Origin of the sequence: Microbacterium sp. Marseille-Q6965, assembly GCF_946151065.1 — a bacterium.
Classification (GTDB): Bacteria; Actinomycetota; Actinomycetes; order Actinomycetales; family Microbacteriaceae; genus Microbacterium.
Genome location: NZ_CAMGZA010000001.1, coordinates 357395 through 374837, shown reverse-complemented (window position 1 = coordinate 374837; position 17443 = coordinate 357395). Strand labels below are relative to the sequence as shown.

Below are 17443 nucleotides of genomic sequence, written 5' to 3'. Positions count from 1 at the left end.
GTTACTCGTTCTCGGCGCGCCCCAGGCGCCAGTAGCCCATGAAGGCCACGGCGCGTCGGTCGACGCCCACCTGCTGCACGAGATGGCGGCGCAGCTGCTTGACGGCGCTCGCCTCGCCCGCGATCCACGCGTACAGCGGCGCCGACTTCAGCGCGGCGCCCCCCTTCGCCGTGCGGGGCACCTCCCACAGCAGCCCGGCGTCGATGTCGATCTCCTCCACCTCGGCGCCGCGGCCGTTCGGGCAGAGCACCTCGGCGTGCGCCTCGACGGCGCGCAGGAGGTGCTCGTGGCGCGCGCCGGAGTCGCGGCCCGCGGCATAGATCCGGAAGCCGGGGTGCGTGGGCAGGTAGGCGCAGTCGCGCTCATCGGGCACCTCGAGCACGACGACGCCGGTCGCCTCTCGCGGCAGTTGCTCGAGCATCACGGCGATCGCGGGGGCGGCCGTCTCGTCGCCCACGAGCAGGTACTGCTCCGTCCGCGCCGGCGGCACGAAGTCGATGCCGAGACTCACGCCCTCGTGATGCACGGTCGGCGCGAAGATCATGACCTCGTCGCCGACGCGGGCGCTCTCGATCCACGCCGAGGCCGGACCCTGCACCCCGTGCGCCACCATGTCGATGTCGACCTCGCGCGCCTCCGGTCGCACGGCGCGCGTCGTGTAGGTGCGAAACGGCGGGCGGCTGGCCGCCGGCAGTTCGCGCCAGCGTACGTACCAGTCCTCACCGTCAGGCATGGCGTCGAGCGTCGCGGTCGGAGTGGGGAAGACCACCTTCACGCGCTGGTCGAACCCGGTGTCCGCGTACTCGTCCATGTCGTCGCTCGTGAACGTGAAGCGGCGGAAGCTGGGCGTGAGGTCCTGGATGCGCACCACGCGGCCGCGGAAGAAGCGGTTCGGGCGGGTGTCGACGGCCGTCATGGTCATGCGTGTGCTCCCTGTGGGGTCGCGGCGGCCGGCTCGGCGTGGCCGTCGTCTGCGAGAACGTGGTGGCGACCCCGCGGCAGGATGAGCGGGGTCCCGGAGACCGGATCGGGGATGACGTGAGCATCGAGGCCGAACACGTCGCGGACGAGCTCCGCCGTGACGACCTCGCTCGGGGCGCCCGACGCGACGAGCCGCCCTCCGCGCATCGCGAAAAGGTGATCGGCGTACCGGGCCGCCAGATTGATGTCGTGCAACACCATCGCGACGGTCGTGCCGCGCTCACGATTGAGATCGGTGAGCAGGTCGAGGACCTCGACCTGGTGCGCGAGATCGAGATAGGTCGTCGGCTCGTCGAGCAGCAGCACCTCGGCCTCCTGTGCCAGGGCCATGGCGATCCACACGCGCTGCCGCTGGCCGCCCGAGAGCTCGTCGACGGCCGCGTCGGCGAGCTCTGCGGTGCCGGTCTCGGCGAGGGCGCGTGCGACAGCGAGCTCGTCCTCGGCGGTCCACGAGCGGAACAGCTTCTGGTGCGGGTGTCGACCGCGCGAGACGAGGTCGGCGACGGCGATCCCCTCGGGCGCGACGGGCGCCTGTGGCAGCAGGCCGAGCGTGCGTGCCAACTGCTTCGTGGGCAGTGCGTCGATCCGGCTGCCGTCCAACAGCACCGAGCCGTCCTGCGGCGCGAGCAGCCGCGCGAGCGTCTTGAGCAGCGTCGACTTGCCGGACGCGTTGGCACCGACGATGACGCTGATCTTGCCCGGGGGCAGCGCGAGGTCGACGCCGTCGACGATCGTGCTGCTGCCGTAGCCGGCGCGGAGCCCCTGCGTCTCGAGGATGTGGGTGGGGGTCATGAGCGACCTCGCTTGGCGGAGCGGATGAGCAGATACAGGAGGTACGGCGCCCCGAGGACGCCGGTGATGACGCCGACGGGGAACCGGGTGCCGAAGGCGAACTGGCCGAGCAGGTCGGCCGCGAGCACGAGGCACGCGCCCACCAGCGCCGCCGGGACGACGAGGGACGAGCCGGCGCCGACGATGCGCGCGGCGATCGGGCCGGCCAGGAAGGCGACGAACGCGATCGGCCCCGTCGTCGCCGTGGCGAAGCAGGCCAGCGCGACGGCACAGACGATGAGGAGCACGCGCGCCCGGTCCACACGCACCCCGAGCGCGGCGGCCGAGGCGTCCCCGAGCGCGAGCGCGTCCAGATCGCGCGAGAGCAGCAGGACCAGCGGCACGAGCAGGACGACCGCGACGAGTAGCGGCGGCACGTCCTCCATGCGCGATCCGTTGAGGCTTCCGGTGAGCCAGCGCATCGCCGTGGCGACATCCCATTCGGCGGCGCGCTGAATGAGGTAGGAAACGACCGCATCGAGCATGGCGCCCACGCCGATCCCGATGAGGATGAGACGCCCGCCCGTGGCGTCGCCGCCGCGCGCCGCCAGGTAGATGACCACGGCGGTCGCGATGCCCACGCCCAGGGCGAGCGCCGTGGTCGCGCCGCCGGAAAGGTGGAGGATGACGAGTCCGAGGACGGCCGCGGCGCTCGCCCCTGAGGTGATGCCGATGACATCTGGGCTCGCGAGGGGGTTGCGCAGGAGCGTCTGGAACGTGGACCCGGCGATCCCGAGCGCGACGCCGGCGAGCACCCCGGTGACGGCGCGGGGGATGCGCAGTCGCCCCACGGTGAACGAGGCACCCGGGACGTCCTGGCCGCTCAGTACCGCCAGAACGTCGGAGACGGGATAGATCGTCGAACCAAGCATGACCATCGCGACGAGGAGCGCGACGAGCAGAACGGACAGCGCCGAGACGCCGATCACCCGGCGGCGCGCGCGCCGGCGCCGGCCGCGACGCAGCGCGGTCACGTCGATCGCCGCGTCTGGGACGAGGAGCGTGATGGCGGTCATCACAGAGCCCTCATCCGGGTGCGGCGGGCGATGATCACGAGGACGGGTGCGCCGAGGAAGGCCGTCAGGATGCCGGCCTCGACCTCGCCGGGGGAACCGATGACGCGACCCGCCGTGTCGGCGAGCGTGAGCAGGACGGCGCCGCCGAGCGCGGACAGCGGCAGCAGCCAGCGCTGATCCGGCCCGGTGAGCAGTCGCACGGCGTGCGGGATCATCAGCCCCACGAAGGCGATCGGGCCGGCCACGGCCGTCACGCCCGCGCACAGCACGACGCCCGCGAGGGCGGCCACGGCGCGTGTGCGGCCCACACGCACGCCCAGCCCCACGGCGACATCGTCGCCGAGGGCGAGCGCGTTGAGCGCCGGTGCGAGCGCGAACGCGGCCGCCGCGGCGACGGCGAGGAGCGGGGCGACGACCGCGATGTTGTCCCACGTCGCGCCGCCCACACCGCCGACCTGCCAGAACCGGAACTCGGTCATCGCCTGCGCGCGCGGCAGCAGCACCGCGCTCACGAGGGACGAGAGCGCCGCCGTGCTCGCCGCACCGGCCAGCGCCAGCTTGATCGGCGTGGCGCCGCCGGGGCCCACCGACCCGACGAGGTAGACGAACGCGGCGGCGAGCAGGCTGCCGGCGAGCGCCAACCCGAGGAACTGGAAGGCGGTGGTCATGCCGAAGAACGCCATGCCGCACACCACGAACAGCGCGGCGCCGGTGTTGACGCCGAGGATGCCGGGGTCCGCGATCGGGTTGCGTGTGATGGCCTGCATGACGGCGCCCGACATCGCGAGCGCCGCCCCGGCGACGAGGGCGAGCACCGTCCGCGGGATCCGATCCTGCACGGCGATCGCGCCGATCTCGGCCGGGAGCTCGCCGCGGACCCAGGTCGACAGCCCGTTCGCGACCTCCGCCAGGCTCACGAGCCGCGAGCCGAAGGCAAGCGAGAGGACGATCGAGACACAGACCGCGGCGACGCCGACCACGAGGACGACGCCGCGCCGGGGCGCCCGCACCGTCGTGGTGGGGGCGCCCGCGTGCGCGGTCAGGCCCGTCGTCATCGCCGTGCGCTCACTCCGCCGTCGCGGCGGCGTCGCTCAGCAGGCCGACGTATTCATCGAGCATCCACGGAATCGACAGGGCGGTGGCACTGACCGCACCGCTGAGCGGTTCGCCCGCGCCGACCGTGACGACCGCGCCGTTCTGCACGGCGGGCACCGTGTTCCACAGCGGGTCGGCCTGCAGCGCCGCCAGCAGCGAGTCGTGACCGTAGGTGACGATGACGTCGACGTCGGCCAGGCGGTCGGCGTTGTCGGCGGCGATGTCGGCGTAGAAGGTGCCGCTCTCGGCGGCCTCGATCGCGACCTGCGGCATCTCGAACCCGAGGTCACCGAGGAAGGCCGAGCGCACGTCGCCGTCGGTGTAGACCGACGTGGTGGACAGATCGGCCTCATTGAAGGAGAAGAAGGCGGCCGTCTTGCCCTCGAAGCCCGCGTCGGCCGTTGCGTCGGCGATCTGCTGCTCGAGGTCGGCGATCAGCTGCTCACCCTCCGCCTTGCGGCCCAGTGCCTCCGAGTTGAGGGCGATCGAGTCGCGCCAGCTCGTGAGCCAGGGCACGCCGGGGTGGGCGACGACGGGGGCGATCTCGCTGAGCGTCTCGTAGTCCTCCTCGGTCAGACCCGACTGCGCGGCGATGATGAGGTCGGGGGCCGTCTCGGCGATGGCCTCGAAGTCGACACCGTCGGTCGTGTCGAAGACGACGGGCTCTTCGGCGCCGAGCTCGTCGTACGCCTCGAGCGACCATTCGTAGATGCCGAGGCCGTCGCCGCCGTCCATCGACCACGTCTGGTCGTCCACGCCCACCGGCGCGATTCCGAGCGCCAGCGCGGTGTCGTGGTTGCCCCAGCCGATCGCCGCGACCCGTTCGGGGTTCGCGGGCACCTCCGTGGTTCCGAGTGCGTGCTCGATCGTGATGGTGTCGTCCGAGGCGCCCGCCTCTGCGGGGGCATCGGACGTGGCGCACGACGCGAGGAGCGCGATCGAGCCGACACCGGCGGCAAGGGCGAGGAGGGGCCTGCGGAGCACGGGGGCCTCACTTTCGGGTAGTCACATCGGGAAGAGGCGAGGAGAGGTGAGGCTCACCTAACAAGGTGGGCCGTGAGCAAGGTTTGCCTAACTTCCGCAGATGTGCAAGTCCGCAGTCGTGCGGGGTTGCCGGGAATCCGCCGAGGGTCGCGCCGTGTTGGATTCGTCGGTCGGCGGGCGATCTGGCAGAATAGAGGTTTGGAACGCGCGCTCGACCCTCTATCCAGCGCGGCGATCCGACCCCTTTGAGCTTCCGCCGGCGTGCATGACCCCACGCGATCGGCGAATGGTTCGTTCACTTTCACACACCCACAGGAGAATCGTGGCTGTCAAGATCCGTCTGAAGCGCCTGGGCAAGATCCGCGCGCCGTACTACCGCATCGTCGTCGCCGACTCGCGCACCAAGCGCGACGGTCGCGTGATCGAGGAGATCGGCAAGTACCACCCCACCGAGGAGCCCTCGTTCATCGAGGTCGACTCGGAGCGTGCGCAGTACTGGCTGAGCGTCGGCGCGCAGCCGACCGAGCAGGTGCGCGCCATCCTCAAGCTCACGGGCGACTGGGGCACCTTCAAGGGCGACAAGGACGCGAAGTCCACCGTCCAGGTCAAGGGTGAGAAGGCCGCGTTCGAGCCCGACGCCAACAAGAAGTCGGTCGTCAAGCCCAAGGCCGAGAAGAAGGCCGAGGAGCCCGCTGGGGCTCCCGCCGAGGCCGAGGCTCCGGCCGAGACCGCCGAGTAATCGCCGTGCTGGCCGCCGCGCTCGAGCACGTCGTCAAGGGGATCGTCGATCGCCCGGACGACGTGCGCATCGTGTCCTCGTCGTCCCCGCGGGGTGACGTGCTCGAGGTGCACGTCGCCCCCGAGGACCGGGGTCGCGTGATCGGGCGCGGCGGTCGCACCGCGAAGGCGCTGCGCACCGTCGTGGCCGCCCTCGCGGACGGCAGGCGCGTACGCGTCGACGTCGCGGACGGCTGACGTGGCGAAGCCGCGCGCAGGGAAGACGCAGCTCCGCGTCGGTCGCCTGCTGAAGGCGCACGGCCTCAAGGGCGCGCTCAAGGTGGAGCTGTACACCGACGACCCCGATCGCCGCTTCGTGCCGGGGGCGTCGTTCACGCTGCAGGTGCCGGAAGGCTCCAAGTGGCACGGCAAGCATGTGACCGTGCGTGAGTTCAAGTGGATGAACGGACACCCGGTCGTCTTCCTCGAGGGCGTCGAAGACCGCACCGAGGCCGAGACGCTCGTCCGCGCGATCCTGTGGGTCGACCAGGATCAGGACGAGCCCGCCGAGGCCGACGCCTGGTACGACCACGAGCTCGTGGGTCTCGACGTCGTGCGAGACGGATCCGTGGTGGGCAAGGTGGCCCGCGTGGACCACTTCCCGGCGCAGGACCTGCTGATTGTGAAGGCCGGCGAGCGCGAGGTGATGGTGCCGTTCGTCTCGGCGATCGTGCCCGAGGTGGACATCGAGGGCGGCCGCATCGTCGTGACGCCGCCCCCGGGGCTCTTCGAGGACCTGCCGGACGAGCCGGCGGACGAGGACGGCGCCGAGAGCTGACATGCGCATCGACATCGTCACGATCTTCCCGGCGTTCTTCGATGTGCTCGGCGTCTCGCTCGTCGGCAAGGCGCGCGAGCGCGGCCTGCTCGACGTGCGCGTGCACGACCTGCGCGACTGGACCCACGACCGTCACCGCACGGTGGATGACACCCCCTACGGCGGCGGTGCCGGCATGGTGATGAAGCCGGAGCCCTGGGGCGAGGCGCTCGACGAGATCCTCGGCGACGAGGCCCTGCTCCTCGTGCCGTCGCCCGCCGGGGAGCGGTTCACTCAGCGCATGGCACGCGAGCTGGCGACGGAGAGCCAGCTCGCCTTTGCATGCGGGCGATACGAGGGCATCGATCAGCGCGTGATCGACGAGTACGCCGAGCGCGGCAGGGTGCGGCTCGTCAGTCTGGGCGACTACGTGCTCAACGGCGGCGAGGTCGCCGCGATGGCGATGATCGAGGCCGTGGCACGCCTCATCCCGGGTATGGTCGGCAACCCCGAGAGCCTCGTCGAAGAGTCGCACGAGGACGAGGGTCTGCTGGAGTACCCCATCTACACCAAGCCCGCCGTGTGGCGCGGCCGCGCCGTGCCCGACGTGCTGCTGAGCGGCAACCACGCCCGGGTGGCGCAGTGGCGCCGCGAGCAGAGCCTGGAGCGCACGCGCCGCGTGCGCCCCGACCTGCTGCCCGACGACGCGCGGCCCGACGCCGACGACTGAAAGCCCTGCGCCGCGCCGCGTCGCGTCAGAGGTGCGAGCGGTCGGTGAGGATGATCGGCCCGTCCTCGGTGATGGCGATCGTGTGCTCGGAGTGGGCGCCGCGCGATCCGTCGGCCGCGCGCAGCGTCCAGCCGTCCGCGTCGGTGTACAGCTCGTCCGTGGTCTGCAGCAGCCAGGGCTCGAGCGCCAGGACGAGTCCGGGCTTGAGGGGGTAGCCGCGGCCGGCGCGGCCGTTGTTCGGCACGTGCGGGTCGCCGTGCATGGTGCGGCCGACGCCGTGGCCGCCGAAGTCCGTGTTGATCGAGTAGCCGTCGGCGTGGGCGACGGAGGCGATGGCGGCCGAGATGTCGCCGATCCGATTGCCGACGACCGCGGCCCCGATGGCGGCCTCGAGCGCGCGCTCCGTCGTGTCGATGAGGCGCAGATCCTCGTCGCGCGGCGTGCCCACGACGAACGACACGGCGGAGTCGGCCACCCAGCCGTCGACCGACACCGCGAAGTCCAGGGTGACGAGGTCGCCGTCGCGCAGGTTGTAGTCGAACGGCAGGCCGTGCAGCACCGCGTCGTTGATGGACGTGCAGATCACCTTGCCGAACGGCATGGCGCCGAACGACGGGTGGTAGTCGATGTAGCAGGACTCGGCGCCGGCGGCGCGGATCATGTCGTGCGCGCGCCGATCGATGTCGAGCAGGTTCGTGCCGACCTTCGTCTCGTCCTTCAGGGTGGCGAGCGTCTCGGCGACGAAGCGGCCGGCGGGCCGCATCTGCTCGATCTCGGCGGGGGTGCGCAGTTCGATCATGGGTCCATTCTCGCGGATGATGCGCGGGGGGACGTCGCGGGGCGCGTTTGGGCGGGTTGCCGATCCGTGGCAGAATAGACAGCTGTGCCGTGGCACGGTGCGCCGTTGCGCGCCGCCGCTTCGGTTCTGCCTCAGGGGAGCCGAGGGCCGGGATCCGGCCTCACCGCACAGAACAGAATCTTCAACCGACAGCGGTCGACCTGTGGCGGCCGCAGAGAGATAGCGCCATGAACATCCTCGACGCCGTCGACGCGGCCTCGCTCCGCTCCGACATCCCCGCCTTCGGCCCCGGTGACACCGTCAAGGTGCACGTCAACATCACCGAGGGCAACCGCTCGCGTGTCCAGGTCTTCCAGGGCGTCGTGATCGCCCGCCAGGGCGGCGGCGTGCGCGAGACCTTCACGGTCCGCAAGATCAGCTTCCAGGTGGGCGTGGAGCGCACGTTCCCGGTGCACTCGCCGATCATCGACAAGATCGAGGTCGTCACGCGCGGTGACGTGCGACGCGCCAAGCTGTACTACCTGCGCGAGCTGCGCGGCAAGAAGGCCAAGATCAAGGAGAAGCGCGAGAACGCGTGACCTCCTCGAGAGCGCCCCGGTCTGCGGACCGGGGCGCTCTCGCGTTCGCCGGGTTTCTCGGCGGACCTTCGGCGGGCCGGTCGTGGACGGGGCGTCCGGATGTGCGACGCTTGATGCAGCGCCCGCACTCGGGGCATGACGAAGGATCACATGAGCAGTTCAGAGACCGCCGACGCCCCGCCCCGAACCCGCCGTCGGGGGTTCGTCCTCTTCGCGAGGGACATCCTCGTGATCGTCGTGATCGCGGTCGTGGTGTCGTTCCTCGTGAAGACCTTCGTGGTGCGTTCGTTCTACATTCCGTCGGCGTCGATGGAGGACACCCTCCTCATCAACGACCGGATTCTCGTCGATGAGCTGACGCCGAACTGGAACGGTTACGAGCGCGGCGAGATCGTCGTGTTCGCCGACCCGGGCGGGTGGCTCGACACGCCCCCGCCGCCCGAGCGCTCGCCCCTCGAGGAGGGCGTCGACTGGTTCCTGACCCTCGTCGGCATCTCGGCCTCGGACTCGGAGGATCACCTCGTCAAGCGCGTCGTGGGCCTGCCGGGGGACCATGTCGTGTGCTGCAACGCGATGGGTCAGATCACCGTGAACGGCCAAGCGGTCGATGAGCTGTCGTATCTGAAGCTTCCCGCCGGAGACACGCAGGCCTCCAACGACCCGTTCGATGTGACGGTGCCCGAGGGGTCGATCTGGGTGATGGGCGACAACCGCGACCAGTCCGCCGACTCGCGGGCCAACCGCGACAAGCCCGGAGACGGCTTCGTGCCGCTGGACAACGTGGTCGGCAGGGTGTTCCTGCGCACCTGGCCGATGGACCGCATCGGCACCATCGAGGGGACGAAGGCGTTCACGAGCGTGCCGGACGGAGAGGCGTCACAGTGACCGTCGTCGCCCCGCGCCTGACCCTCGAGCGGCGGCTGCTGCGCGAGACGTCGCTCGTGTTCGCGTGCGACGAGGTCGGTCGCGGGGCCCTCGCGGGCCCCGTCGCGGTCGGGGCGTCGGTGATCGACGCCGCGGATGCCCGCCGGCGGGTGCCGGAGGGGCTGCGCGACTCGAAGCTCGTCGTCGAGGCACGCCGCCCCGAGGTCGCCGAGCGCGCGGCCTCGTGGGTGCGCGCGAGCGCCGTCGGGTGGGCATCGGCCGCCGAGATCGACGAGATCGGCATCATGCGCGCCCTCGGGCTCGCCGCCCTGCGGGCCCTCGCGGCGGTCGAGGAGCAGGGGTTCGCGGCGGCCGCCGGCGTCGTGCTCCTCGACGGCAATTACGACTACATCACCCCGGCGGGCGGGCGTGGGCTCGATGTGCGGCCGGTGGTGAAGGGCGACCGCGACTGCGCGTCGATCTCGGCCGCGTCGGTCATCGCCAAGGTCGCCCGCGACGCGCACATGACGCTGCTGCACGACGAGCATCCGCCCTACGAATGGGGGCGGAACAAGGGCTATGCGAGCCCGACGCACCGCGACGCGATCCGCGAGCACGGGCTGAGCCCGCACCACCGCCGGTCCTGGGCCATCGCCGACGCGCCGACCCTGTTCTGACGGTGACGGGCGCGGGCTCCCGGCCGCGACGGCCGCACCGGGCGTGGACCCGTCCGCGCCTGCGGCACATAGGATGGACGCACCATGGATGACGATGTCTTCGAGGACTACGACCGCGAACTCGAGCTCGCGCTGTACCGCGAGTACCGCGATGTCGTCGGTCAGTTCCAGTACGTGATCGAGACCGAACGGCGCTTCTATCTGGCCAACGAGGTCTCCGTCGTCCGCCACGACACCGAGAGCGACTTCTACTTCGAGCTCACGATGAGCGACGTGTGGGTGTGGGACATCTACCGCGCCGATCGCTTCGTGAAGTCGGTGCGGGTGTTGACGTTCAAGGACGTGAACATCGAGGAGCTCACGCGGCGCGATTTCCAGCTTCCCGAGGAGCTCTCGCTCGACGGCAAGTGAGCCCGACACCGTCTCGCGCGCGCGGGCGGCCCGCTCACACCTGACGGATCCGAGCGGATCGGCACCGCTCGTCCACATTCGCTCGCTCCCTGCCGCGCGTCACGGCGGTGCCCCGCGACGCTGGTCGCATGGCACGCAAGGACGAATTGGGACGGGCGGGTGAGGACCGGGCCGCGGACCACCTGAGGTCGCGCGGGTACGAGATCCTCGACCGCAACTGGCGTTGCGATCAGGGCGAGCTCGACATCGTCGCGCTGGGCGACGACGGCGTCGTGGCGGTGGAGGTGAAGACCCGCAGCGGCACGCGATTCGGCCACCCCTTCGAGGCGGTCGACGAGCGCAAGCTGCGGCGGCTGTGGCGACTGGCGTACGCGTGGCGTCGCGCTCACCCGGAGCTGGCGCGAGGCCGGCGCCTGTGCGTCGATGTCATCGCGCTCATCGGGCCGGACCCGGCCGTGGCTCTGCTCGAGCATGCCGAGGGGTTGTGGTGAGCGTCGCTCGCACCTGGGCGGTGGCGCTGAACGGCCTGCGCGGGGCGCTCGTCGAGGTCGAGGCGGATGTCACCTCGCACACTCCGGAGTTCCGGATCATCGGGCTGCCCGACAAGACGCTCGGGGAGGCCGCGCGGCGGGTGGTGAGCGCCTGCGAGAACAGCGCCCTGGCGTTGCCGCGCCGCCGCATCACCGTGAACCTGTCGCCCGCCGCGCTGCCGAAGCACGGTTCCGGTTTCGACCTGGGGGTGGCGGTGTCGGCGCTCGCGATCGAGAGGGTCGTGGAGCCGGCATCGATCGCGCGCACGGTTCACCTCGGTGAGCTCGGCCTCGATGGGCGGCTGCGACCGGTGCCCGGGGTGCTCCCGGCCGTGCGCGCCGCCGCGGCCCGCGGCTTCGAGCGCGTGGTGGTGCCGCATGCGAACCGCGCGGAGGCGGAGCTCGTGCCCGGTGTCGAGGTCGTGGCCGCGGCGTCGCTCGCCGAGGTCGCCGCGCGCCACGGGGCCGAGATCGACGTGCCCGACGTCGTGCCCGTTCGGCCCGATCGGCGTCCCGCCGGTACCGACGAGCCGGGGGACCTCCGCGAGGTGGTGGGGCAGCGCGAGGCGGTGGAATCGCTCATCGTCGCGGCCGCCGGCGGGCACCACCTGCTGATGACGGGGCCACCCGGAGCCGGCAAGACGATGCTGGCCAGCCGACTCCCCGGCATCCTGCCGCCGCTCGACGACGACGCGGCGCTCGAGGTGGCGGCCCTGCGTTCGCTGGCGGGGGAGGAGGTCGACGGACTGTCCCGCCGTCCTCCGTTCGAGGCACCGCACCACAGCGCGACGCCGGCCGCGCTCGTCGGCGGCGGATCGCGCTCCGCGCGCCCTGGCGCGATCTCGCGGGCCAGCCGCGGGGTGCTGTTCATCGACGAGGCCAACGAAGCCCGCTCCGGCCTGCTCGATGCGCTGCGGCAGCCGCTCGAACTCGGCAGGATCGACATCCACCGCGCGGGGTTCACGGCGAGCTACCCGGCGCGCTTCCAGCTCGTGCTCGCCACCAATCCGTGCCCCTGCGGGGAGTTCGGGGTGCGGGGCGGCACGTGTCTGTGCGCGCCGAGCGTCGTTCGCGCGTACCAGCGCCGGCTGTCGGGACCCCTGCTCGATCGCATCGACATCGAGTTGCATCTCACGCGCGTCACGGCGGCGTCGGGCAGCGGCGACGTGTCCTCGGCGGCCGCCCGCGAGCGCGTGGTCGCGGCCCGCGACCGCGCGGCTCGGCGTCTGCGCGGCACGCCCTGGCGCGTGAACGCCGACGTGCCGGGCGCGTGGCTGCGCGGTGACGGGCCCGCCGTCCCGACCTCAGCGCGCGGCTCCCTCGACGCGGCGCTGAGGCGCGGAGCGATCACGCTGCGCGCCTACGACAGGATCCTGCGCCTTGCGTGGACGATCGCCGACCTCGCCGAGCACGACGTTCCCAGCGCGGCCGACGTGGGCCGTGCCCTGTACCTCAAGCGAGGGGGAGAGTCGTGAGCGGCATCCTGCGGGAGCGGGCGGTACGCGACGCCGCCGCGCGCATGTGGCCGCGCGCGGACGTCGCAGAGCGGCGGGCACGCGTCGCGCGCGCCGCCTGGTCGATCCTCGCCGAGCCGGGCGATGGGGCCGCCGGGCGGCTGGTCGCCGCGCTCGGCCCCGTCGACGCCCTCTGCGCCGTCGGGCGTGCGGAGCAAGCCGCCCCCGGGTTTGACCCGGCGGCCTGGCGTTCGGCCATCGCACGCTGGCGACCGCGGCTGGCCGAGGGCGCGCGCCTCGTGGCCACCGCGCTCGAGGCGGCGCAGCGGCGCGGGCTGGCGCTGCTGGTGCCCGAGGACGAGGGGGCCTGGCCGCGCCAGTTGGGGGACCTGGGCGACCACGCACCCGCGGCGCTGTGGGTGCGCGGCGACGTCGGCGCGCTCCTCGGCCTCGAGCGGTCGGCCGCGATCGTCGGGGCTCGCGCCGCCAGCGGCTACGGCGAGCATGTCGCCACGGAGATCGCCGGCGACCTCGCGGCCGACGGCATCCCCGTCGTCTCGGGCGCCGCGTACGGGATCGACGGGGCCGCCCATCGCGCCGCCCTGCGGGAGGGCGGCCCGACGGTCGCGGTGCTCGCGGGCGGCGCGGACCGCGTGTATCCCGCGGGGCACACCCACCTGCTGGCGTCGATCGCCGAGTCCGGTGCCGTTGTCAGCGAGGTGGCACCCGGCACACCGCCCACGAAGTTCCGCTTCCTCATGCGCAACCGGCTGATCGCCGCTCTCGCCGGCGCCACGGTGGTGGTGGAAGCGGGATGGTTCAGCGGCTCGCTCAACACCGCCTCACACGCGGCGAGCCTGGGCCGCCCGCTCGGGGCCGTCCCGGGGTCGATCGTGTCGGCGACGTCCGCGGGCTGTCACCGGTTGCTGCGGGAGTTCGACGCCGTGTGCGTCACGGGCTCGGCCGACGTGAAGGAGCTGCTCGGTCTCGGGCCGCCGGGAGACCGGGGTGTCGGCGATGCGCGCGAGGACCCGACCGTCACGCGCGTCGCCGACGCCCTCGGAACACGGACGTGGCGAACCGCCGACGAGGTGGCGCTGGGCAGCGGTGTAGCGGTGGCCGAGGTGGAGGGCGTGCTCGGCATGCTTGCGCTGGAGGGCCGGGCCCAGCGCGACGGTGCGACGTGGCGCCTGGCCCGCTGACGGGACCCGGGCGGCGCCGCCGCCGCGGCTGTGCGACCGCTCTACGCCCGACGTCCGCCAACCGCAACCCCGTTGTCGCGATCGCGCCAGCGACGTGGAGTGGACCACACACCGCACCGGTCGAGGGAGGCAGCATGAAGGCGATCGTCTATCAGGGTCCGCGGGACATGCGGGTCGAGGAGGTGGAAGACCCTCGGATCGAATCACCGCTCGACGCGATCGTGAAGATCACCACGACGAACATCTGCGGGTCCGACCTCCACCCGTATGAGGGCAGAGCACCAATGGACCCCGGCACGGTGATCGGTCATGAGAACACCGGCGTGGTGGTCGAGGTCGGCGCGGGAGTCGACCGCATCTCGGTCGGCGACCGGGTCTCGGTGCCCTTCAACATCGCCTGCGGCACCTGCCGCAACTGCACCAAGGGATTCACCTCGGCGTGCCTGCGTGCGAATCCCTCCGGAAACCCCGGCGCCGGCTACGGGTACCCGATGATGGGACCGTATCGCGGCGGGCAGGCCGAGTATCTGCGGGTGCCCTGGGCCGACTTCAACCTCCTCCATCTGCCGGAGGGCACAGAGCACGAGCTGGACTTCGCGATGCTGAGCGACATCTTCCCGACCGGCTATCACGGCCTGGAGCTCGCCAAGCAGCTGCCCGGTGAGACCGTGGCGATCTTCGGCGCCGGGCCGGTAGGGCTCATGGCGGCGCACTCGGCGCAGCTGCGCGGCGCCTCCCAGGTCTTCGTCGTCGACAAGGAGCCGGACCGTCTGGCCCTCGCGGAGAAGTTCGGGGCGATCCCCGTGGACTTCTCGTCGACGGAGGCGGTGCAGGCGATCATGGACGGCACGGACGGCTTCGGCGTTGATGTCGGAGTCGAGGCTGTGGGGTACCAGGCGCACGACGCGTCGGGCGAGGAGCAGCCGGAGCTCGTGCTGGACGAACTCGTCAAGGTCGTGCGCGCCACCGGACGCATCGGCGTCGTCGGCGTCTATGTCCCCGAGGATCCCGGTGCGGCGACGCCCCCTGCGCAAGAGGGGCGGATCGGCTTCGACTGGGGCGCGGCATGGGAGAAGGGGCTCGCCATCGCCACGGGGCAGTGCCCGGTGAAGCGGTACAACGAGCACCTGCGGGACCTCATCATCCGCGGCCGAGCGCATCCGGGCCAGATCGTCTCGCACGAGATCGGTCTCGACGAGGCGCCCGAAGCATACGAGCGGTTCGATAACCGCGAGGACGGCTGGACGAAGGTGGTCCTGCACCCCGAGGCCGCGTGAGGCCACGAGTGGCGAGAAGGAACGGATATGAGCGACATCGAGCCGGAGGGTGCTCCCGCGCCCGCCGACACGCAGGGGGCCGCACATCGGCTCACCGGGAACGACGGCCAGCTGGGGACGGACGCCCTCACGGGCGATGCCGCTCTCACGGGCGGCGATGAGATCGGCGGGGCGACGCTGCCCGGCGGCGCGGACACGCCGAGTGAGGTGTACGGCAATGAGGACCTGGACGAAGCGCCGGGGCCCGACGCCCCTGACGAGGAGGAAGGACAGATATGACCGACGACCAGCCCAGCGACAAGGCGATGCAGGACGCGGCGGAGTACAACCGGATCGCGTCGGACCACGGGGTCGCCGATCCCGGCGGATTCCCCGGGCCCGAGGCCGGACAGACCGACGCGAGTGACCCGGAGAACCGGCCCGACGCGGTGGAGTCGTCGCTCGAGTCGGCGTCGGACGACGAAGGCGAACCCCTGGCGCCCGACGACGACGCCGACGACGCCGTGGAGGAGTTGGGGCCGCCGCAGTAGCCGCGGTCGCCCGCCGACGGGCCCGGCCCGCCCGCGGCACGGACGCGCGGGCGCGGTCGGCGATGTGTGGCCCCCTCGCGCCATGGCGCGCCCTGCGCGAGGGAGCCGCGCGCCGCGCGCCGCGCCGGCCCCGCGCGCGGCATGCTGGAGTCATGCTGTTGGGACGGGCCGCCGAGGCGTTCGCCGACCACCTCGACCGCGTGCGTCGGCTGTCGCCGGCGACCGTGCGGGCGTATCGGAACGACCTCGGCGATCTGCGGACGACGATCGGTGATCTCGAGCTGGCCGACATCGACATCGAGCACCTGCGCGAGTGGTTGTGGGCGGCGACGAAACGCGGCGACGCCCGGTCCACACTGGCCCGGCGCACGTCCTCGGCCCGCTCCTTCTTCGGATGGGCGCGCGAGGAGGCGCTCATCGCTGCCGACCCCAGCATCCGCCTCGTCACGCCCAAGCGCGGCCGCACCCTGCCGCAGGTCGCCGCGGCCGACGCTCTCGCGGCCGTCCTGGAACGCGCCGCCGCGGCGGCCGCCGAGGGCGACCCGGTGGCCCTGCGGGATCACGCGGCCCTCGAGCTGCTGTACGGGGCGGGGATCCGCGTGTCGGAGCTCTGCGGCCTGGACGTGGACGATCTCGACGCGGACCGCTCGACCGTCCGCGTGCTCGGCAAGGGCTCGAAGGAACGGGTCGTGCCCTTCGGCGCGCCGGCCGGCCGCGCCGTGGCGGCATACCTCACGCGCGGCCGGCCGGTGCTGGCGGCACGCGCTCGCGAGGCGACGCCCGCCCTGCTGTTGGGTGCACGGGGGCGGCGCGTCGGCCCCCGCGCGGTCTATGACGTCGTGACGCGGCACGTGGCCCCGGCTGTCGGCTCGTCCGCCGTCGGCCCGCACGCCCTGCGTCATTCCGCCGCGACGCATCTGCTCGACGGAGGCGCGGATCTGCGCGCGGTGCAGGAGATCCTCGGACATGCGAGCCTGGGGACGACGCAGATCTACACGCACGTCTCCTCGGAGCGCCTGCGGGCGGCCTACGCGCTCGCTCACCCTCGGGCCTGACGCGCGCGATCAGCAGCACGGCAGCAGCACCGCCCGTGGCACGCCACCCAAGAGCAGCAGCGGGTTGACGTAAGCGCCCTGCAGACGCACCCCGAAATGCACCGCGCCGGCCGGTGTGTGCCCACCGACGGCGACCCGGCCCACGACATCGCCGCGGGAGACGGCATCACCGGGGGAGAGGTCGGTGGTGACGGGCTCGAGTGTGGTCACCAGACCGTCGCCGTGATCGATCGTGAGGAGCGGTCGGTCGACCACGACTCCCGCGAACGCGACGGTTCCCGAGGCGGGCGCTCTCACCTCGCCGTCGGCGGCGAGGTCGATGCCCCGGTGTCCTGCGCCGTAGGCGTGCGGCGGGGCGACGTAGGGGGAGACGATGCGCACGGGGCTCACGGGCCATCGCCACGTTTCGCGTGACGGGATCCGCGCCTCGCCCGACTCGGTCGACACCACGATGCGCGCCGGCGTCGTCACCGCCGCGTCGGGAACCGACCACCCGCCGCCGCCCGCGGGTGGAGGGGCAGCGCCCGCGGGCGTGGGTGCGACGAGGACGAGGAGCGCGGACAGGAGGAGCGCAGCGGCGAGACGGAACATGCCCCCACGATCCGCGGGCGCGCCCGGCGGCGGGACGCCGTGGACGGCGTTGTGGAGGCAGGGGCGCCCGCGGTGGCGCTGTGGGCGAATCGAGCGGCTCCCGTGACGTCACGGCAGCGGCCCGCAGGGTGGCCGACGCGGCACGCGGCCGCGGCCGCGTGCCTGGTATGCTGAGACGGCACCTCGCTTGTCGGGGTGACTTCGCGTGTCCACAGCGATCTTGATCGCGACTCGTCTCCCCACGGTCCCTCGGAAGAGGGCGGGAGCGCGTCGGGCACCAGGCTCGCCGGCCGACCGGTCCGGC

Annotated in this window: 22 protein-coding genes; 15 read left to right on the top strand and 7 right to left on the bottom strand. The window is 72.3% G+C overall.

What is annotated here, in order from left to right; genetic code table 11:
- Window position 1 precedes the first annotated feature (1 nt).
- The 5 genes from N8N77_RS01890 to N8N77_RS01870 are packed head-to-tail and all read right to left on the bottom strand — an operon-like array spanning window position 2 to window position 4907.
- Window positions 2-922: a siderophore-interacting protein gene (locus tag N8N77_RS01890; protein ID WP_261164183.1), complete on the bottom strand. Its 921-nt coding sequence runs from the start codon at window positions 920-922 to the stop codon at window positions 2-4.
- The gene (locus N8N77_RS01885) at window positions 919-1773 is read right to left on the bottom strand and encodes an ABC transporter ATP-binding protein (RefSeq protein ID WP_261164182.1); all 855 of its coding nucleotides are present in this window, start codon (window positions 1771-1773) and stop codon (window positions 919-921) included. Before N8N77_RS01885 ends, N8N77_RS01890 begins: the two co-directional genes overlap by 4 nt.
- Window positions 1770-2828, bottom strand: coding sequence for an iron chelate uptake ABC transporter family permease subunit (locus N8N77_RS01880; protein WP_261164180.1), 1059 nt, complete (start codon window positions 2826-2828; stop codon window positions 1770-1772). Before N8N77_RS01880 ends, N8N77_RS01885 begins: the two co-directional genes overlap by 4 nt.
- Window positions 2828-3883, bottom strand: coding sequence for an iron ABC transporter permease (locus tag N8N77_RS01875; protein ID WP_261164178.1), 1056 nt, complete (start codon window positions 3881-3883; stop codon window positions 2828-2830). Before N8N77_RS01875 ends, N8N77_RS01880 begins: the two co-directional genes overlap by 1 nt.
- A 10-nt stretch (window positions 3884-3893) precedes the next feature.
- Window positions 3894-4907: an iron-siderophore ABC transporter substrate-binding protein gene (locus N8N77_RS01870; RefSeq protein WP_261164177.1), complete on the bottom strand. Its 1014-nt coding sequence runs from the start codon at window positions 4905-4907 to the stop codon at window positions 3894-3896.
- Between the two features lie 322 nt (window positions 4908-5229).
- On the opposite strand from N8N77_RS01870, the gene rpsP reads away from it, so the two are divergent.
- From rpsP to trmD, 4 genes are read left to right on the top strand one after another with little or no spacing between them, the layout of a single operon-like run.
- Entirely contained in the window at window positions 5230-5646 is a 417-nt protein-coding gene (gene rpsP / locus N8N77_RS01865) for a 30S ribosomal protein S16 (RefSeq protein WP_261164175.1), read from the top strand.
- Window positions 5647-5651: 5 nt separating this feature from the next.
- Entirely contained in the window at window positions 5652-5882 is a 231-nt protein-coding gene (locus N8N77_RS01860; protein ID WP_261164173.1) for an RNA-binding protein, read from the top strand.
- A gap of 1 nt (window position 5883) precedes the next feature.
- On the top strand, window positions 5884-6462 hold the full coding sequence (rimM, locus tag N8N77_RS01855) for a ribosome maturation factor RimM (RefSeq protein ID WP_261164171.1): 579 nt from the start codon (window positions 5884-5886) through the stop codon (window positions 6460-6462).
- Between the two features lies 1 nt (window position 6463).
- A complete protein-coding gene (gene trmD / locus N8N77_RS01850) occupies window positions 6464-7171 on the top strand; it encodes a tRNA (guanosine(37)-N1)-methyltransferase TrmD (protein WP_261164169.1) in 708 nt (235 codons plus the stop codon).
- 25 nt (window positions 7172-7196) lie between these two features.
- On the opposite strand, the gene map is transcribed toward trmD, so the two are convergent.
- Complete coding sequence (map, locus tag N8N77_RS01845) at window positions 7197-7970, bottom strand: type I methionyl aminopeptidase (protein WP_261164168.1); 774 nt, start codon at window positions 7968-7970, stop codon at window positions 7197-7199.
- Between the two features lie 227 nt (window positions 7971-8197).
- Between map and rplS the strand changes: the two genes are divergently transcribed.
- The 11 genes from rplS (at window position 8198) to N8N77_RS01790 (ending at window position 16548) form a co-directional block, all read left to right on the top strand.
- The gene (rplS, locus tag N8N77_RS01840; RefSeq protein ID WP_261164166.1) at window positions 8198-8548 is read left to right on the top strand and encodes a 50S ribosomal protein L19; all 351 of its coding nucleotides are present in this window, start codon (window positions 8198-8200) and stop codon (window positions 8546-8548) included.
- Between the two features lie 150 nt (window positions 8549-8698).
- Window positions 8699-9433 carry a signal peptidase I gene (gene lepB / locus N8N77_RS01835; protein WP_261164164.1) on the top strand — a complete coding sequence of 245 codons (735 nt, stop codon included), beginning with the start codon at window positions 8699-8701 and terminating at the stop codon, window positions 9431-9433.
- Complete coding sequence (locus N8N77_RS01830) at window positions 9430-10089, top strand: ribonuclease HII (RefSeq protein ID WP_261164162.1); 660 nt, start codon at window positions 9430-9432, stop codon at window positions 10087-10089. The genes lepB and N8N77_RS01830 overlap by 4 nt, the downstream gene beginning before the upstream one ends.
- A gap of 84 nt (window positions 10090-10173) precedes the next feature.
- Complete coding sequence (locus tag N8N77_RS01825) at window positions 10174-10500, top strand: DUF2469 domain-containing protein (RefSeq protein ID WP_261164161.1); 327 nt, start codon at window positions 10174-10176, stop codon at window positions 10498-10500.
- Between the two features lie 128 nt (window positions 10501-10628).
- Window positions 10629-10991: a YraN family protein gene (locus N8N77_RS01820; RefSeq protein ID WP_261164159.1), complete on the top strand. Its 363-nt coding sequence runs from the start codon at window positions 10629-10631 to the stop codon at window positions 10989-10991.
- The gene (locus N8N77_RS01815; RefSeq protein ID WP_261164157.1) at window positions 10988-12505 is read left to right on the top strand and encodes a YifB family Mg chelatase-like AAA ATPase; all 1518 of its coding nucleotides are present in this window, start codon (window positions 10988-10990) and stop codon (window positions 12503-12505) included. Before N8N77_RS01820 ends, N8N77_RS01815 begins: the two co-directional genes overlap by 4 nt.
- On the top strand, window positions 12502-13686 hold the full coding sequence (gene dprA, locus N8N77_RS01810; RefSeq protein WP_261164155.1) for a DNA-processing protein DprA: 1185 nt from the start codon (window positions 12502-12504) through the stop codon (window positions 13684-13686). Before N8N77_RS01815 ends, dprA begins: the two co-directional genes overlap by 4 nt.
- A gap of 134 nt (window positions 13687-13820) precedes the next feature.
- Window positions 13821-14963 carry a glutathione-independent formaldehyde dehydrogenase gene (locus N8N77_RS01805; protein WP_261164153.1) on the top strand — a complete coding sequence of 381 codons (1143 nt, stop codon included), beginning with the start codon at window positions 13821-13823 and terminating at the stop codon, window positions 14961-14963.
- A 27-nt stretch (window positions 14964-14990) separates the two neighbouring features.
- On the top strand, window positions 14991-15242 hold the full coding sequence (locus N8N77_RS01800; protein WP_261164151.1) for a hypothetical protein: 252 nt from the start codon (window positions 14991-14993) through the stop codon (window positions 15240-15242).
- Window positions 15239-15493 (top strand): hypothetical protein, encoded by a 255-nt coding sequence (locus tag N8N77_RS01795; RefSeq protein ID WP_261164149.1) that lies wholly within the window; start codon window positions 15239-15241, stop codon window positions 15491-15493. The genes N8N77_RS01800 and N8N77_RS01795 overlap by 4 nt, the downstream gene beginning before the upstream one ends.
- A gap of 152 nt (window positions 15494-15645) precedes the next feature.
- Complete coding sequence (locus N8N77_RS01790) at window positions 15646-16548, top strand: tyrosine recombinase XerC (RefSeq protein ID WP_261164147.1); 903 nt, start codon at window positions 15646-15648, stop codon at window positions 16546-16548.
- A gap of 9 nt (window positions 16549-16557) precedes the next feature.
- Here N8N77_RS01790 and N8N77_RS01785 read toward each other — a convergent pair whose 3' ends face one another.
- On the bottom strand, window positions 16558-17139 hold the full coding sequence (locus N8N77_RS01785) for a murein hydrolase activator EnvC (protein WP_261164145.1): 582 nt from the start codon (window positions 17137-17139) through the stop codon (window positions 16558-16560).
- Between the last annotated feature and the right edge of the window lie 304 nt (window positions 17140-17443).

Excerpts from the sequence above, each read along its gene's own strand:
- N8N77_RS01875 (WP_261164178.1), bottom strand. The coding sequence starts at position 3,883 with ATGACGACGGGCCTGACCGCGCACGCGGGCGCCCCCACCACGACGGTG.
- N8N77_RS01795 (WP_261164149.1), top strand. The coding sequence starts at position 15,239 with ATGACCGACGACCAGCCCAGCGACAAGGCGATGCAGGACGCGGCGGAG.
- map (WP_261164168.1), bottom strand. The coding sequence starts at position 7,970 with ATGATCGAACTGCGCACCCCCGCCGAGATCGAGCAGATGCGGCCCGCC.
- N8N77_RS01890 (WP_261164183.1), bottom strand. The coding sequence starts at position 922 with ATGACCATGACGGCCGTCGACACCCGCCCGAACCGCTTCTTCCGCGGC.
- N8N77_RS01790 (WP_261164147.1), top strand. The coding sequence starts at position 15,646 with ATGCTGTTGGGACGGGCCGCCGAGGCGTTCGCCGACCACCTCGACCGC.
- rplS (WP_261164166.1), top strand. The coding sequence starts at position 8,198 with ATGAACATCCTCGACGCCGTCGACGCGGCCTCGCTCCGCTCCGACATC.
- lepB (WP_261164164.1), top strand. The coding sequence starts at position 8,699 with ATGAGCAGTTCAGAGACCGCCGACGCCCCGCCCCGAACCCGCCGTCGG.
- N8N77_RS01785 (WP_261164145.1), bottom strand. The coding sequence starts at position 17,139 with ATGTTCCGTCTCGCCGCTGCGCTCCTCCTGTCCGCGCTCCTCGTCCTC.
- N8N77_RS01805 (WP_261164153.1), top strand. The coding sequence starts at position 13,821 with ATGAAGGCGATCGTCTATCAGGGTCCGCGGGACATGCGGGTCGAGGAG.
- N8N77_RS01820 (WP_261164159.1), top strand. The coding sequence starts at position 10,629 with ATGGCACGCAAGGACGAATTGGGACGGGCGGGTGAGGACCGGGCCGCG.
- N8N77_RS01880 (WP_261164180.1), bottom strand. The coding sequence starts at position 2,828 with ATGACCGCCATCACGCTCCTCGTCCCAGACGCGGCGATCGACGTGACC.
- N8N77_RS01825 (WP_261164161.1), top strand. The coding sequence starts at position 10,174 with ATGGATGACGATGTCTTCGAGGACTACGACCGCGAACTCGAGCTCGCG.
- N8N77_RS01800 (WP_261164151.1), top strand. The coding sequence starts at position 14,991 with ATGAGCGACATCGAGCCGGAGGGTGCTCCCGCGCCCGCCGACACGCAG.
- trmD (WP_261164169.1), top strand. The coding sequence starts at position 6,464 with ATGCGCATCGACATCGTCACGATCTTCCCGGCGTTCTTCGATGTGCTC.
- N8N77_RS01885 (WP_261164182.1), bottom strand. The coding sequence starts at position 1,773 with ATGACCCCCACCCACATCCTCGAGACGCAGGGGCTCCGCGCCGGCTAC.